Annotated in this window: 15 protein-coding genes; 10 read left to right on the plus strand and 5 right to left on the minus strand. The window is 64.1% G+C overall.

Annotated elements, in window-relative coordinates; genetic code table 11:
• Nucleotides 1-28 precede the first annotated feature (28 nt).
• Nucleotides 29-1,168 carry an acyl-CoA dehydrogenase family protein gene (locus UB31_RS23165; RefSeq protein ID WP_045012531.1) on the minus strand — a complete coding sequence of 380 codons (1,140 nt, stop codon included), beginning with the start codon at nucleotides 1,166-1,168 and terminating at the stop codon, nucleotides 29-31.
• A gap of 143 nt (nucleotides 1,169-1,311) precedes the next feature.
• Nucleotides 1,312-2,526, minus strand: coding sequence for an acyl-CoA dehydrogenase family protein (locus UB31_RS23170; RefSeq protein ID WP_045012532.1), 1,215 nt, complete (start codon nucleotides 2,524-2,526; stop codon nucleotides 1,312-1,314).
• 150 nt (nucleotides 2,527-2,676) lie between these two features.
• On the opposite strand from UB31_RS23170, the gene UB31_RS23175 reads away from it, so the two are divergent.
• Both UB31_RS23175 and UB31_RS23180 read left to right on the plus strand, forming a co-directional pair.
• Nucleotides 2,677-3,222 carry a carboxymuconolactone decarboxylase family protein gene (locus UB31_RS23175; protein WP_045012533.1) on the plus strand — a complete coding sequence of 182 codons (546 nt, stop codon included), beginning with the start codon at nucleotides 2,677-2,679 and terminating at the stop codon, nucleotides 3,220-3,222.
• 90 nt (nucleotides 3,223-3,312) lie between these two features.
• Nucleotides 3,313-3,807, plus strand: a complete 495-nt coding sequence (locus UB31_RS23180) for a VOC family protein (RefSeq protein ID WP_045012534.1) — start codon at nucleotides 3,313-3,315, stop codon at nucleotides 3,805-3,807.
• A 95-nt stretch (nucleotides 3,808-3,902) separates the two neighbouring features.
• Here UB31_RS23180 and UB31_RS23185 read toward each other — a convergent pair whose 3' ends face one another.
• Both UB31_RS23185 and UB31_RS23190 read right to left on the minus strand, forming a co-directional pair.
• Complete coding sequence (locus UB31_RS23185; RefSeq protein ID WP_045012535.1) at nucleotides 3,903-5,141, minus strand: MFS transporter; 1,239 nt, start codon at nucleotides 5,139-5,141, stop codon at nucleotides 3,903-3,905.
• Nucleotides 5,142-5,324: 183 nt separating this feature from the next.
• Nucleotides 5,325-6,572 (minus strand): MFS transporter, encoded by a 1,248-nt coding sequence (locus UB31_RS23190; RefSeq protein WP_045012598.1) that lies wholly within the window; start codon nucleotides 6,570-6,572, stop codon nucleotides 5,325-5,327.
• Between the two features lie 197 nt (nucleotides 6,573-6,769).
• On the opposite strand from UB31_RS23190, the gene UB31_RS23195 reads away from it, so the two are divergent.
• On the plus strand, nucleotides 6,770-8,839 hold the full coding sequence (locus tag UB31_RS23195) for a prolyl oligopeptidase family serine peptidase (RefSeq protein WP_045012536.1): 2,070 nt from the start codon (nucleotides 6,770-6,772) through the stop codon (nucleotides 8,837-8,839).
• 12 nt (nucleotides 8,840-8,851) lie between these two features.
• On the opposite strand, the gene UB31_RS23200 is transcribed toward UB31_RS23195, so the two are convergent.
• On the minus strand, nucleotides 8,852-9,526 hold the full coding sequence (locus UB31_RS23200; RefSeq protein ID WP_045012537.1) for a DUF938 domain-containing protein: 675 nt from the start codon (nucleotides 9,524-9,526) through the stop codon (nucleotides 8,852-8,854).
• A 224-nt stretch (nucleotides 9,527-9,750) separates the two neighbouring features.
• Here UB31_RS23200 and soxX point away from each other — a divergent pair, with 224 nt between their 5' ends.
• The 7 genes from soxX to UB31_RS23235 are packed head-to-tail and all read left to right on the plus strand — an operon-like array spanning nucleotide 9,751 to nucleotide 14,341.
• A complete protein-coding gene (soxX, locus tag UB31_RS23205) occupies nucleotides 9,751-10,107 on the plus strand; it encodes a sulfur oxidation c-type cytochrome SoxX (protein WP_082078598.1) in 357 nt (118 codons plus the stop codon).
• 22 nt (nucleotides 10,108-10,129) lie between these two features.
• A complete protein-coding gene (gene soxY / locus UB31_RS23210) occupies nucleotides 10,130-10,621 on the plus strand; it encodes a thiosulfate oxidation carrier protein SoxY (protein ID WP_045012539.1) in 492 nt (163 codons plus the stop codon).
• Nucleotides 10,622-10,631: 10 nt separating this feature from the next.
• Nucleotides 10,632-10,943, plus strand: a complete 312-nt coding sequence (gene soxZ / locus UB31_RS23215; RefSeq protein WP_045012540.1) for a thiosulfate oxidation carrier complex protein SoxZ — start codon at nucleotides 10,632-10,634, stop codon at nucleotides 10,941-10,943.
• Nucleotides 10,943-11,806 (plus strand): sulfur oxidation c-type cytochrome SoxA, encoded by an 864-nt coding sequence (gene soxA / locus UB31_RS23220; RefSeq protein ID WP_045012541.1) that lies wholly within the window; start codon nucleotides 10,943-10,945, stop codon nucleotides 11,804-11,806. Before soxZ ends, soxA begins: the two co-directional genes overlap by 1 nt.
• Nucleotides 11,803-12,111, plus strand: coding sequence for a hypothetical protein (locus UB31_RS23225; protein WP_045005863.1), 309 nt, complete (start codon nucleotides 11,803-11,805; stop codon nucleotides 12,109-12,111). The genes soxA and UB31_RS23225 overlap by 4 nt, the downstream gene beginning before the upstream one ends.
• Nucleotides 12,112-12,134: 23 nt before the next feature.
• Nucleotides 12,135-13,886, plus strand: a complete 1,752-nt coding sequence (gene soxB, locus UB31_RS23230; RefSeq protein WP_045012542.1) for a thiosulfohydrolase SoxB — start codon at nucleotides 12,135-12,137, stop codon at nucleotides 13,884-13,886.
• A complete protein-coding gene (locus tag UB31_RS23235; protein WP_045012543.1) occupies nucleotides 13,883-14,341 on the plus strand; it encodes a DsrE family protein in 459 nt (152 codons plus the stop codon). The genes soxB and UB31_RS23235 overlap by 4 nt, the downstream gene beginning before the upstream one ends.
• Nucleotides 14,342-14,432 lie beyond the last annotated feature (91 nt).

Below are 14,432 nucleotides of genomic sequence, written 5' to 3' on the forward strand. Positions count from 1 at the left end.
GCGTGAGGCGCGCCCTTCGCGTCTCAGCTCAATACCCCCGCGCCCGCGCAAGTTGCTCGGTATGATAATTCGCATCCCCGAACAATTCCTCGCACACCCGTGCGCGCTTCATGAAGAAGCCGATGTCGAACTGGTCGGTCATGCCCATGCCGCCATGCATCTGCACGCCTTCCTGCACCGCGCGGGTGGCGGTGGTGCCGGCGCGGGCTTTGGCAACTGCGACGGCTGAGGCGGCCTTGGCAACATCGCCATCCAGCGCCTGGAGCGCCTTCATCACGGCGGCGCGGGTGATCTCGATGTCGACATAGAGTTCGGCGGCACGGTGCTGGAGCGCCTGGAATTCGCCGATCAGCTTGCCGAACTGCTTGCGGCTCTTGAGGTACTCGATGGTGCGGTTGAACACCTCTTCGCTCAAGCCCACCATTTCGGAGGCGACCGCGCCGCGACCGATGTCGAGCACGCCGTCGAGCAAGGCGGCACCCTGATCGACCTCGCCGAGCACGCTGTCGGCATTGACCTCGACATTGGCGAGCTCGATGCGCGCCGCATTATGCGCGTCGACCATGATGGTGCGCTCGATCGCAACGCCCTTGGCCTTGGGGTTGACCAGGAACAGCGTCAACCCATCGCGTTCGCCGGCCGAGCCCGCGGTACGCGCGGCGACGATGAAGAGGTCGGCGACATGGCCATCGACCACCAGCGCCTTGGCGCCGGAGAGCTTGAAACCGTTGCCGGCACGCACGGCCTGGAGGCTGGTCTGGAGCGGGCGATGTTTTGCGCCCTCGTCGATCGCGAGCGTCGCGAGCAGCGAGCCGTTGGAGATCTTCGGCAGGTACTCCGACTTCTGCGCGGCATTGCCGCCACGGGTCAGCGCCGAGGCCGCGACCACGCTGGTGGCGAAGAACGGCGACGGCATCAAGGTGCGGCCGATCTCTTCCATGATGATGCCGGCCTCGACGAAGCCAAGACCGCTGCCGCCGAACTCCTCCGGCACGAGCAAGCCGGCAAAGCCCATCTCGGCAAAGGAGTGCCAAAACTCCTTGGAGAAGCCGGTGGGGTCCTTGGCGTCGCGCAGTTGCCGCAGATGCGACACCGGCGCCTTGTCGCTGATCAGCCCGCGCGCGCTATCGCGGAGCATCGATTGTTCTTCGGTGAGGACGAGGGCCATGGTGGTGTTTCCGATTCGAAGTCTATTTTTTGGTTCGTCATTCCGGGATGCGCCGTTAGGCGCAGGCCCGGAATCCATAATCCCGATTCGTGGTTATGGATTCCGGGCTCGCGACTTCGTCGCGCCCCGGAATGACAGCGCAGCTAGGCGCCAGGCAGATCGAGGATGCGCTTGGCGACGATGCCGAGCATCACCTCCGTCGTGCCGCCCTCGATCGAATTGGCCTTGGTGCGCAGCCAGGCACGCGGACGGGCACCTTGCCTGGAGCGCTCGCTCTCCCATTCCAGTGCGTCAACGCCGCCGGCCGACATCAGGATCTCGTAGCGGCGCTTGTTCAGCTCGGTGCCGTAATATTTCATCGCCGACGAGAACGCCGGATGCGCCTGCCCCGCCTTGGCGAGATCGACGGCGCGTTCGGCGCAAGCTGCGAGTGCGGCTTCATCGACGTCGAAGCTGGCGATCTTGCCGCGCAGCATCGAATCATCGAGCCGCCCTTGCGCATCGGCGCCGACTGAATCCGCCGCGACCTGGCCGAGCGGCCGGCCGACGCCGCGCTCGCCCATGCCGGAGATCATCGCGCGCTCGTGCTGGAGCAGATATTTCGCGACATCCCAGCCGCGATTGACGGTGCCGACCACATGCGATTTCGGCACGCGGACACCGTCGAAGAAGGTCTCGCAGAACGGCGAATAGCCGGAGATCAGCAGGATCGGCTTGGTCGTGACGCCCTTCGAGGTCATGTCGAACAGGATGAAGCTGATGCCGTCGTGCTTCTTCGCGGCGGCATCGGTGCGCACCAGACAGAATATCCAGTCGGCGTAATTGGCGTAGGACGTCCAGATCTTCGACCCCGTGATGACGTAATCATCGCCGTCACTCTCCGCACGGGTCTGGAGCGAGGCGAGATCGGAGCCGGCGTTGGGCTCAGAATAACCCTGGCACCAGCGGATCAGGCCGGCTGCGATCTTCGGCAGATGCTCCTTCTTCTGCGCCTCGTTGCCGTACTTCAACAGCGCCGGCCCGAGCATCCAGATGCCAAAGCTCGACAGCGGTGGCCGCGCGCCGATCTTCGCCATCTCCGCGCGCAGCACTTTGTGTTCAGCTGCGCTCAGGCCGCCACCGCCATATTCCTTCGGCCAGTCGGGCACGGTCCAGCCCTTGTCGCGCATGCGCTCGAACCAGACGCGCTGCGGCTCGGACGCGAATTTCGTATTGCGTCCGCCCCAGAACACGTCGGCGTCGCAGGTTGCAGGCTTGCGCATTTCCGGCGGACAGTTGGCCTCCAGCCAGGCGCGCGTTTGCTCGCGGAATGTTTCGAGATCGGCCGTCTCGGTGTCGGCGGTCTTAGAGTCGGTCATTGGTCGTTTCCATCAATCAAAATCGACTTATTGCGACAGACTCTGGGCCATCGCTTCGTGGAATTCAACCACTTCCGTGCTGCACATACCGAGCGGCATTCGGCTATAGTCGCCGCCACGGCGAGGCTTGAAAACAAAGAGGAAACGAGAATGCGCCTGAAACTTCTTTCGCCTGGCGAAATGAACGAGAGCCAGCGGCAGACCTATGACGAGTCGATTGCCGGCAAGCGCGGCAAGCCGCCGGCGCCGATGATGGCCTGGCTCAACAGCCCCGACATGGCCCGTCACGCCACGCGGCTCGGCGAGGTCCTGCGCTACGACACGATATTTCCCGCAAAGCTCTCGGAGATCGCGATCCTGGTGACGGCCCGACACTGGACCGCGCATTACGAATGGTATGCGCACAAGCGCCTGGCGCTTGCGGGCGGCATGAAGGTGGAGATCATCAACGCGATCCGCGACCGCCGCACGCCGGAGTTCGACGATCCCAAGGGCAAGATGATCTACGACGTCGCGAAGTCACTGCATGAGGGCCATGGCGTCGAGAAGGGGCTCTATGACGAGGCCGTGAAGCTGCTCGGCGAGCGCGGCGTCGTCGAGGTCATCGGGCTGTGCGGCTATTACACGATGGTCTCGATGACGCTGAACACGTTCGAGTTCGAGCTGCCGGAGGGTGAGGTGCCGGAGCTCTCTTGATTGCTCATTCGGAAATGCTGGGTTTCGGGATAGGCCAGTGGCGTTGTCCCGAGGCCCGGCTTATGTGGGGTTGATTAACGGAGCACTCTCATGTCGCAGACCTCAGCCGTCAACGCCGGCACCCGGATCGGCCACGTCCACCTCAAGGTCGCTGATCTCGATCGCGCGCTGGGCTTCTATTGCGGCGTGCTCGGCTTCGAGCTGATGCAGCGCATGGGCTCCGGTGCGGCCTTCATCTCGGCCGGCGGCTATCACCACCACATCGGGCTCAACACCTGGGAGAGCAAGGGCGGCTCGCCGCCGCCGCCGGGCACGACCGGGCTGTTTCACACCGCAATCCTCTATCCGACGCGCCCCGCGCTCGGGAATGCGCTGCACCGGGTGCTCTCGGCCGGCATTGCGCTGGATGGTGCCAGCGACCATGGCGTCAGCGAGGCGCTGTATTTGCGCGATCCGGATGAGAACGGCGTGGAGTTGTATTGGGACCGGCCGAAAGAGCAGTGGCCATTTGGGCCGGATGGGAAGCTGGCGATGATCACGAAGCGGCTGGATGTCGAGGGGTTGCTGAAGCAGCGGGAGGTGTGACGCCGTAGGGTGGGCAAAGCGAAGCGTGCCCACCAATCTTTCCACACGAGTGGACCGTGAGATGGTGGGCACGGCGCTGCGCGCCTTTGCCCACCCTACGAGAGCTTTGCTTTCGGCGAGCCCCGCACCATGATCAATGCCGCAGCCATCACCTCCAGCGCAATACACAGATAGAACGGCAGCGCGTACCCGCCCGAAAAATCACGCAAGAACCCGACCACACCCGGGCCGAAGGCATACGTCACCTGGTTGATCGCGGTGTTCAGGCTGATCAGCACGCCGAACGAGGCGGAATCGAATTCCCGCTGCACGATCAGCGACGGCATCGTGATGAGATTGCCGACCGAGAAGCCGAACACCGCGCAAGCCGCGATCAGCACATAGTCGTTGTGCAGATTGATGACGACGCAAAGCGCGGCCGCCTGGCTCAGGAACGACAGCGCGGAGGCCAGCCGCTGGTTGAGGCGGTCGATCACCATCGAGAACAGCACCCGGCCGATCACGGCCATCGCCGTCAGCACCGCGACCGCAACGGCCGCGCGCTCGCGCCCGATGATGGGATCGAGGAACGAGATCAGGTGCACGATGAAGCCGACCTGGGCGAACAGCACCAAAGCAAAGGCAATCGTCACGGTGAGGAAGCCGACGTCGCGCAGCGCGTGCTTGCGAATTTCGGCCGATGATTGCGGCTTCACCTTCGCCGCCCCGTGCCAGCCGTGGAGATCAGGCGGCCGGCCGACGACAAGCAGGATCACCGGCACGAGCAGCACCAGCATGGCGCCGGAGGTGGCGAACATCGCGTTTCCGAAGCCGATATGGCTGATCATCACCACCAGCAACGGCACGCCGACGATGCCGCCAAAGCTGGCGCCGTTCAGCGCCAGGCTGATCGCCATGCCGCGCTTCTGGTCGAACCACAGGCTGATCGTGTTGGTGATCATGGCGAGGCTGGTGCCGGCCCAGCCGAAGGCGAGCACGGCATCGGCGAGATAAAGCTGCCAGGGCTCGCGCACGGCGCCGATCGCGACCGCGGCGGCGGCCATCGCCAGCGTGCCGGCGATCAGGCAGATGCGCGGGCCATATTTCCTGACGGCCTCGCCGACGAAGACGACCAGCAGCGCGCCGAACAGATAGAAGAAGGTGGTGCCCGACGAGATCAGCGAGGCCGGCCAGCCCCGCGCGCGCTGAAGCTCGGCGACATAGACGCTCTGACCGTAGAAGCCGAGCCCCCAGCCGAAGGTCGCGAGCAGGAAGCAGACCGCAACGATGCGCCAGCCTTCGTAGCCGAGCGAGGATTCGTCGATTCGCAAGGTGTGCCGGGGATTGTCGAGCATTTGCGCTTCTCCTTCGTTTCCCCCGCGTTGTGATCTTCTGTCCATGACGACCATCATGTAGCGATGTGGGAGCAGAAAATCACTTCGACAGCGATCGAAGTATCAACGCTGCTGACAGCCTCCTGCCAACCTATTGAGCATGATCTTTTCGGAAAACCGCTACGCACTTTTCCGGATCATGCGTTAGATCGCGTCCGGGAATTCGCCCATGGCCGCCTCCAGCCGCGCCCTGCGACGGCGAGCGAAAGAGGCGAGCGAGAGAACCGCGAGACCGAGCAGCACCGGCGGGAACACCACCATGTTCACCGCGAACCAGCCGTAATTGGCGAGCAATTGCCCGGAGGAGAACGAGCCGATCGCCATCATCCCGAACACCAGGAAATCGTTGAACGCCTGCACCTTGTTGCGCTCCTGCGGCCGGTGCGTCTCCAGCACCAGCGCGGAGGCGCCGATGAAGGAGAAGTTCCAGCCGATTCCGAGCACGATCAGCGTGGCCCAGAAGTGCATCGCGGTGATGCCGGAGAGACCGATGGTTGCGGCACCGGCTTCCAGCAGCAGACCGGCAGCGACGATTCTGGGCGCACCGAAGCGGGCGATCAGCGCGCCCGTGAAGAAGCTCGGCCCGTACATCGCCACGATATGCCATTGAATGCCGAAATTGGAATCGCTGAGGCTCAGCCCACAGAGCTTCATCGCGAGCGGCGCCGAGGTCATCACCAGATTCATCATGGGATAGGCGATGACGCCGCACAACGCGGCCGCGATGAAGCGCGGCTGGCTCACGATCGTCAGCAGCGGCCGCCCGCCATGGAGATCGGCCGCGGCCGGCTTCGGCATGTCGACGCCGGCGACGATGCCCATCGCGACCAGCGCCACCGCGGCCTGCACCAGGAAGCTGAAGGCGAACAGATAGGGCGACCAGACGTCCATGGTCCATTGCACGAGCTGCGGACCGAGCACGCCGGCGAACACGCCGCCGGCCATCACCCACGACACCGCCTTAGGCCGGTACGCCGCGCTGGCACCATCGGCCGCCGCGAAACGATAGGATTGCGCGACCGCGCCGTAGAGACCGCCGAGGAAGGTCGCAACACAAAACAGCGCGAACGAGCCGTGCAGGATCGCGAACGAGCCGAGCAGGCCGGTCAGCGTGCCGCACCCCGTGCCGACGATGAAGGCCGCGCGACGGCCGAAGCGGCGCGAGATCGCGCCGGTCGGCAGCGTGCCGGCGGCAAGGCCCACCACATACATCGAGATCGGCACGGTCGCGAACGACATGTCCGGCGCAAGCGTGGCGCCGACGATCGCGCCGGTGGCAAAGATCACCGCCGAGTTTGCGCCGGTCAGCGCCTGGGCTGCGGCAAGGCGCACCACATTGGTACGCACGCGGGCGTCGTCGGTGATTTCGGCGGCTGAGGTCACGTCTAGCATCGGCACTTCCGCCCGAGGGACTTTGAGAGGGCTCTGTTGATTCCCGGCACTATGGAGGGATGGACAGGGCCGGGCAACCGGCGCAAACGGGCGCAGGCCATGCCTCTGACGCAATCGGACGGATGATACCGGGCCGCGCTCTTGACGGCTTGCGCTCGATCAAATCCTATCCGCCGCGATCTCCAGGAGTTTGCATCATGTCCATCGACGACAGGCCTACGCCGAGCAAGCCCGACGACGATCCCTGGCTCTGGCTTGAGGAGATCGAAGGCGCCCGCGCGCTTGATTTCGTCGAGAAGCAGAATCGGCTGACGCTGCAAGCATTCGGCGGCGCGGCGTTCGAGCGCGACCGCGATACGCTCGCCGCGATCTACGACCGGCCCGACAACATCCCCTATGTCGGCCGGCGCGGTGGGTATCTGCACAATCTCTGGAAAGACGCCGCCAACCCGCGCGGCCTGTGGCGGCGGACTACGCTCGCTGAGTTTCGCAAGCCCAATCCGGCGTGGGAGATCGTGCTGGATGTCGACCAGCTTGCGGCGAGCGAGGGCGAAGACTGGCTGCTGAGCTCGATCAGCTCGATGCCTGGAAGCTCGCGGGCTATCCTGAGCTTCTCGCGCGGCGGCAGCGACGCCGTCACCTTGCGGGAATTCGATGCCGACACGAAGAGTTTCGTTGCTGACGGCTTCACGCTGCCGGAAGCCAAGGGCGGCGTCGATTGGCTCGATCCGGACACGCTGCTGATGTCCAGCGCCTATGGCGAGGGTATGGTGACGAGCTCGGGATATGCGAGGACCGTTCGCCTGTGGCGGCGCGGCGAGCGCGTGGATCGGGCGCAAACGATCCTCGAGACCACGGCCGACCATATGGGGATCTTTGGCAGCGTCGATGATACCGGCGCAACTCCACGCGCCTGGATCATCGACCAGATCGACTTCTTCAACTACGGCATCTGGCTGCGCGATGAAGCGGGCACCACCACAAGGCTCGACCTGCCGACCGGCATCTGGATGCAGGCGCATGGCGACTGGTTTGCGATGAAGCTGCGCGCAGACTGGTCGATCGAAGGCCGAACCTATGCCGCTGACGCCGTGCTCGGCATTTCACTCTCGGCGTTCCTCGCCGGCAGCCGCGACTTCACGCTGCTGTTCGAGCCCGGGCCACGGCGCGCGTTGCAGGGTTTCTTCTGGACCGCGGGCAGACTGGTGCTGTCGATCCTCGACGAGCTCAAGCCGCGATTCGAAATCTGCACGCCATCTGCTACCGGCTGGAGCCGTGAGACACTTGGCGGTCTTCCCCAGATCGGCGTCGTCGATGTCTGGCCGCTCGATCGCCATTCGTCCGAGAGCAATGGCGACCTGCTCGCCAATGTGCAGGACCCGCTCACACCGCCGTCGCTGCTCTTGATCGAGCGCGGCGTCGAAAGCCCGACGGTGCTGAAGCAGGCGCCGAAGACGTTCACCGCCGCTGGCCTGATCATCACCCAGCACGAAGCCATCTCGATCGACGGCGAGCGCATTCCCTATGTGCAGACCGGTCCCGCGACCGAGACCGGTGATGCGCCGGTCTATATGAGCGCCTATGGCGGCTTCGGGCTCGCGGTGAAGCCGCACTACAATGCATCACTCGGCAAGCTCTGGCTGGAGCGCGGCGGCACCATCGTGCAGGCGAATTTGCGCGGTGGCGGCGAGTTCGGCACGCGCTGGCACGATGCCGGCCGGCTCGCCGGCAAGAAATTGTCGCATGACGATTTCGCGGCCGTTGCCGCCGATCTTGTCCGCCGTGGCGTCACGCAAGCGAAGCGTATCGCGGCACAGGGCGGGTCGAACGGCGGCATCCTCATCACCAACATGCTTGTACGCTATCCCGAACGCTTCGGCGCGCTGTTCTGCACGATCCCGCTGATCGACATGCGCCGCTACACAAAACTGCTCGCGGGCGCGAGCTGGATCGCCGAATATGGCGATCCCGACAAGCCGGAGGAGTGGGACTGGCTGAAGACCTACTCCGCCTATCACACCGCAAAACCCGGCCAGCCCTATCCGCCGATCCTGATCGCCACCACGCGGCGCGACGACCGCGTTCATCCCGGTCATGCGCGCAAGATGGCGGCAAAGCTCCAGGCGATGGGCTACGAGGCCTGGTTCTACGAGCCGGAAGCCGGCGGCCACGGCTACGGCAAGGACAACAAGGAGCGCGCCGGCTTCGAGGTGCTGGGTTATCAGTTCTTGAAGGAGAAGATCGGCTGGCGCGACGGCGAGGCCTGACGGCCTCGCATCTTACGATCGCGAAAACACCAGCGTCAGATTGTTGGCGGGCATGTCGACCGCATCGACGAGGCCAAGCCCCACGCCCCGCGCCAGCGTCTCGACGTCGCTGACATCGCGCACGCCCCAATCGGGATTGCCCTCACGCAGAGACGTGTCGAACACCGCGTTGCTGAGCGCGGTGTGCTTGCCGCCGCGCTTGAACGGGCCATAGAGAAACAGCTTGCCGTCGGCGCGCAGATAACGGCCGGCGCCCGCGAACAGGCCCTCGGCCACGGCCCAGGGCGCAATGTGGATGACATTGGCACAGAACACGGCTGCGAGGTTCGTCGGCCCCTTCCCGCTCTTCAACTCCGGGCACCAATCAGGATCGGAGAGATCGATCCGCAGGGGTGCGCGAATGTTTGGAAGGCCCGAATGCACGCGCCAGGCTTCGATGCTCTTCACGTGCCGCTGGTTGAGGTCGCTGGGCCACCAGACGAGCTCGGGCGTATGGCGGGCGAAATGGACCACGTGCTGGCCGGTTCCGCTGCCGACCTCGACCACGTCGCCCGAACGCCCGGCGAGGTGCTTTTCAAGCGCCGCCCAGAGCGGCTCGTGATTGCGATGAAAGGCTGGCGCATCGAGCCGGCCGTCGGATTCGACCCGACCGCCGTCCCTGCCAAATTCGACGACATATTCAGCCAATTGAAGTCCCCGGAAAATGAAAATGCAGACGAAAACGCGATCCGGGCCAAACGCCCCGAAAAATTAACTGGCCCCAACCGACTTTACGAACGAACTAGCTCTTCAGTTGCAATGCGGGAGATATTAACTCCATTTTGCAGCCTGCATAGTCTTGATTGTCAGGACATGCCGGTTGTGCTTTTGAGCACTATCTTTTCGCACACGTAATGCTTCAGGACGACGCCTTGACCGCCTTTCCTTGCAAGCCCGCCCTGCTCCTCACGCTGGTCGCCCTCACCGGCTTGGCCGCGAGCCCGGCGCGGGCGCAATCCGCCGTGGCCGACGGCGAGAAGCTGGCCTTCGACCGCGGCAAGGGCAATTGCCTGACCTGCCACGTCATCAGGGGCGGCGATCTGCCGGGAACGATCGGGCCGGAGCTGAAGGACATCAAGACGAAATACCCCGCCCGCAACGAGCTGGTCGCAATCCTGTTCGACGAGACCAAGCGCAATCCGCAGACCATGATGCCGCCGTTCGGCCGTAACCGGCTTTTGACCGACCAGGAGATCAGCGCGATCGTTGATTTCCTGCAAACGCTGTGACGGCGGGCCAAGGAGACCTGAGATGACGACGACCACCGGCCCCGGCCCCCTTGCGACGCGGCGCCTGATCCTTCAGGGCGCGGCCTCGGTCGCGCTGATCGGCCTCGGCAATCTGCCGTTCGCGCCCGTGCGCGCCGCGGCCAATGACAAATATCCGGAAGAGGCTTTCAAGCAGAAGAGCGAGGCCGACGCGATCAAGGCGCTCTACGGCAAGACCGCCGAGCCGTCCGACAAGATCAAGCTCGATGCGCCCGAGATCGCCGAAAACGGCGGCGTGGTGCCGATCTCGGTGACGACGACGCTCGACAAGGTGACATCGATCTCGTTCTTCGTCGCCGAGAACCCGAGTGCGCTCGCGGCAAGCTACAAGATTCCTGACGGCACGGTCCCGAGCGTCGCCAACCGCCTGAAGATGGCGAAGACCACCAACGTGACCGCGATCGTGGAAGCCGACGGCAAGCTCTACAGCGCGACCAAGGAAGTGAAAGTCACCGTCGGCGGCTGCGGCGGCTAGGAGAATCCAGATGGCATCCAGCATTCGCGTGCGCGCAACATCCAACGGCGACATCACCGAAGTGCAGGTGCTGATCCAGCACCCCATGGACAACGGCTTCATGAAGGACGCCAAGGGCGAGCTGATCCCGGCGCACTTCATCCAGGAGCTGAAGTTCGAATGTAACGGCAAGGACGTCTTCGTCGCCGATTGGGGCACCGCGGTCTCCAAGGACCCCTACGTCAAGTTCAGCTTCAAGGGGGCCAAGAAGGGCGACGACCTCAAGATCTCCTGGACCGACAACAAGGGCGGGTCGGACACGACCACCGCGAAGATCGCGTGATGAAACGGCGCGCTACAATTTTGCTCGGTTCAGCTGTCGTCGCACTCGCGGCGCTTGCTTTCGCCGCGACGCGCGTGGTCGCAGCAAACAAGATCGATCCTGTCGCCGACGCAAAAGCGTTCCAAAACTTCTTCTTCCAGAAATTCCCCAACGTGAAGCGGGAGGATTTCGTCAACGGTCCTTATTCCATGAACGAAGACATGAGGCGGCAGTGGCAGGAGAAGGAGGAGTTTCCGCCCTACGAGTTCGCGCTCGATGCCGGCAAGGAGATGTTCGCGGCCCCGTTCAAGAACGGCAAGGGCTATGCGGATTGCTTCCCGAACGGCGGCATCGGCATCCGCCAGAACTATCCTTACTTTGACGAGAAGGAAGGCAAGGTCGTCACGCTCGAGCTCGCGCTCAACCGCTGCCGCGAGGCCAACGGCGAGGCGCCCTATTCCTATGTCAAGGACGAGATGGCGTCGCTGACGGCGTACATGGCCTTCACCTCGCGCGGCAAGCCGATGGACATCAAGCTTCCCGACGATCCCCGCGCGCTCGCAGCGTTCGAGAACGGCAAGCGCTATTTCTACACCCGTCGCGGCCAGATGAACTTTTCCTGCGCGAGTTGCCATGTGCAGAGCCCGGGCGAGCGCATTCGCGCCGAAGTGCTGGCCCCGGCACTCGGCATCCTCAATGCGATGCCGATCTACCGCTCGGAATGGAGCGGCATGGGCACGACCAGCCGCCGCTTCATCACCTGCAACAGCCAGACCCGCGCAGTTCCGCTGGAGCCGCAGGCGGATGAATATCGCGACGTCGAATATTTCCTGTCCTACGTCGCCAACGGCCTGCCGATTTCCGGCCCGGGAGCGCGGCCATGAAGCGGTCACTTCCTCTCGCCATGCTGCTGGCATTGACCGTCGCGCTGCCCTCGGCGCGCGCGGCGACTGACGCGGACTTCAAGGCGGCCTATGCCGCCGCGGAAGCCGCATTCAAGGAGGCAGCCGGCTTGCGCAATCAGTGGACCACGACAGTCTCGACTTTGGCGGCCGCGAAAAAGGCCGCCGATGGCGGTGATTTCGACCGCGCTGTCGCCTCAGCCAAGGAGGCCGAGGCGCTGGCGAAGGCGTCGATCTTCCAGGCAACGTCTGAAAAAGAGGCCTGGAAGGCGATGGAAATCCGCTAGAATAGGCGCGGAGAAAATTTAGGATGGCGATCCGCCGCCGCGATTTCCTGAAGAGCACAGCTGCTGTTGCCGCCTCGGTCGGCCTGCCGCGGCTTGCGCGCGGTAACGAGGCCGCGGGTATCTACGACATCGAGCGTTTCGGCAACGCGCGGATCCTGCACCTCACCGATACCCACGCGCAGCTCAATCCGGTCTATTTCCGCGAACCCAGCGTCAATATCGGCGTCAGTGAGATGACGGGACGGCCGCCGCACCTCGTTGGCCGCGCCTTCCTGGAGCGCTTCGGGATCCGGCCGGACAGCGCGGACGCCTATGCCTTCACCTGTGTCGAGTTCGAGAAGTCCGCCGGCCGGTTCGGCAAGCTCGGCGGCTTCGCCCATCTGAAGACGCTCATCGATCGTCTCCGCGGCGATGCCGGCGAGAAGCACTCTGTATTGGTTGACGGCGGAGATCTCTGGCAGGGCACGGGACTCGCCAACATCATGCGGGGCCGCGACATGGTCGAGGCCGCCAATCTGCTCGGCATCGAAGCGATGACCGGACATTGGGAATTCACCTATGGCGAGCAGGCGCTGCGAGACAATCTCGACCACTTCAAGGGCGAATTCCTGGCGCAGAACGTCTTCCTGACCGAGGAAGCCGCGTTCAACGACGCCCGCGCCTTCGACAAGGCGAGCGGTCGCGTTTTCAAGCCGTCGACGATCAAGGAGCTCGGTGGCTATCGCGTCGCGATCGTGGGCCAGGCTTTTCCTTACGTGCCGATCGCGCATCCAAAGCGGTTCACGCCGGACTGGACTTTTGGCATCCGCGAGGAAGAGCTCCAAAAACATGTCGATGCGCTGCGCGGCAACGACAAGGTCGATGCGGTGATCCTGCTCTCGCATAACGGCATGGATGTCGACCTCAAGCTCGCAAGCCGCGTCACCGGCATCGACGTCATTCTCGGCGGCCATACCCATGACGCCGTGCCGCAGCCGATTGCGGTGAAGAACGCGAGCGGTACCACGCTCGTCACCAATGCCGGCTCCAACGGGAAATTTCTGGCCGTGCTCGATCTCGCGCTCGACAAGGGCAAGGTCAGCGATGTCAAATATCATCTGCTGCCGGTCTATTCCGAGCTGCTCAAGCCCGATCCTGCGATGGCCGAGCTGATCGGCCGGGTGCGGGCACCGTTCGTGACGGACTGGACGGAGAAGATCGCAACACCCGATCGCCTGCTCTATCGCCGCGACAATTTCGCCGGCCCTGTCGACGAGTTGATCTGCGCCGCGCTGCGCACCGAACTTGATGCCGAGATCGCGCTGTCGCCGGGCTTTCGCTGGGGCGTCACCGCACTGTCCGGCCAGCCGCTGACCATGGAGGATTTGCTCGCGGAAACCGCGATCAGCTATCCCGAGACCTATGTGCAGGAGATGACGGGCGCAGAGATCAAGGACGTGCTGGAGGACATCTGCGACAATCTCTTCAACGCCGACCCCTACTACCAGCAGGGTGGCGACATGGTGCGCGCCGGCGGCCTCGGCTACACCTGTATGCCGACGGCTGCGATCGGCAGCCGCATCTCCGAGCTGAGGCTCGACAACGGCAAAGCATTGGTCGCCAACCACCGCTACAAGGTCGCGGGCTGGGCTTCCGTCAACGGCCAGCAGGGTGCGCCGGTGTGGGATGTGGTGGGTAAATATCTGCGTTCCGGCCGGATGATGCCGGAGCGGCTCGGCTCCGGCGTCACCCTGAAGGGCGTCGAGGGTAATCCGGGAATTGCAGGACAGGGATGACGCGTCTGCAAATCTTTCGCGCGATGCTGCTGGCGCTGTTCGCATGGGCCGTGATGCCACTGGTGTTGGCCGAGCAGGTGCCGCTCCAGGACAAGCCGTTCGCGGAGCACAAGATCGTGCTGCAACTGTCCGACGGCGACGCCAAGAAGCAGGCGCTGGTGCTGAGCGTCGCCAACAATCTCCTGAAAGCCTACGACCCCGACAAGGTCGCGATCGAGGTGGTGGCGTTCGGCCCCGGCATCGATCTGCTGCTGACTGGCAGCGACCGCCGCAAGCAGGTCGAGAGCCTGATCGCGCAGGGCGTCCGCTTCGATATCTGCCTCAACACCGTTGAAACGATCGAGCGGGAGACGGGACAGCGGCCGGAGTTCATTCCCGCCGCAACCCCGGTGCAGGTCGGGGTCGGGCAGATCCTGTTCCTGGCGGAGAACGGCTACACGCTGGTGCGGCCGTAGGGGCCTCTGGCACACTAGGTCAGGGCACGCCCTCGCAACACACTCGCCGTCATCGCCCGGCTTGACCGGGCGATCCGGTATTCCGAGACAG

The sequence above is a fragment of the Bradyrhizobium sp. LTSP849 genome (assembly GCF_000938255.1).
GTDB lineage: Bacteria > Pseudomonadota > Alphaproteobacteria > Rhizobiales > Xanthobacteraceae > Bradyrhizobium.

Coding starts and splice junctions, on each gene's coding strand:
- UB31_RS23165 (WP_045012531.1), bottom strand. CDS start 1,168: ATGGCCCTCGTCCTCACCGAAGAACAATCGATGCTCCGCGATAGCGCG.
- UB31_RS23170 (WP_045012532.1), bottom strand. CDS start 2,526: ATGACCGACTCTAAGACCGCCGACACCGAGACGGCCGATCTCGAAACA.
- UB31_RS23175 (WP_045012533.1), top strand. CDS start 2,677: ATGCGCCTGAAACTTCTTTCGCCTGGCGAAATGAACGAGAGCCAGCGG.
- UB31_RS23180 (WP_045012534.1), top strand. CDS start 3,313: ATGTCGCAGACCTCAGCCGTCAACGCCGGCACCCGGATCGGCCACGTC.
- UB31_RS23185 (WP_045012535.1), bottom strand. CDS start 5,141: ATGCTCGACAATCCCCGGCACACCTTGCGAATCGACGAATCCTCGCTC.
- UB31_RS23190 (WP_045012598.1), bottom strand. CDS start 6,572: ATGCTAGACGTGACCTCAGCCGCCGAAATCACCGACGACGCCCGCGTG.
- UB31_RS23195 (WP_045012536.1), top strand. CDS start 6,770: ATGTCCATCGACGACAGGCCTACGCCGAGCAAGCCCGACGACGATCCC.
- soxY (WP_045012539.1), top strand. CDS start 10,130: ATGACGACGACCACCGGCCCCGGCCCCCTTGCGACGCGGCGCCTGATC.
- soxZ (WP_045012540.1), top strand. CDS start 10,632: ATGGCATCCAGCATTCGCGTGCGCGCAACATCCAACGGCGACATCACC.
- soxA (WP_045012541.1), top strand. CDS start 10,943: ATGAAACGGCGCGCTACAATTTTGCTCGGTTCAGCTGTCGTCGCACTC.
- UB31_RS23225 (WP_045005863.1), top strand. CDS start 11,803: ATGAAGCGGTCACTTCCTCTCGCCATGCTGCTGGCATTGACCGTCGCG.
- soxB (WP_045012542.1), top strand. CDS start 12,135: ATGGCGATCCGCCGCCGCGATTTCCTGAAGAGCACAGCTGCTGTTGCC.
- UB31_RS23235 (WP_045012543.1), top strand. CDS start 13,883: ATGACGCGTCTGCAAATCTTTCGCGCGATGCTGCTGGCGCTGTTCGCA.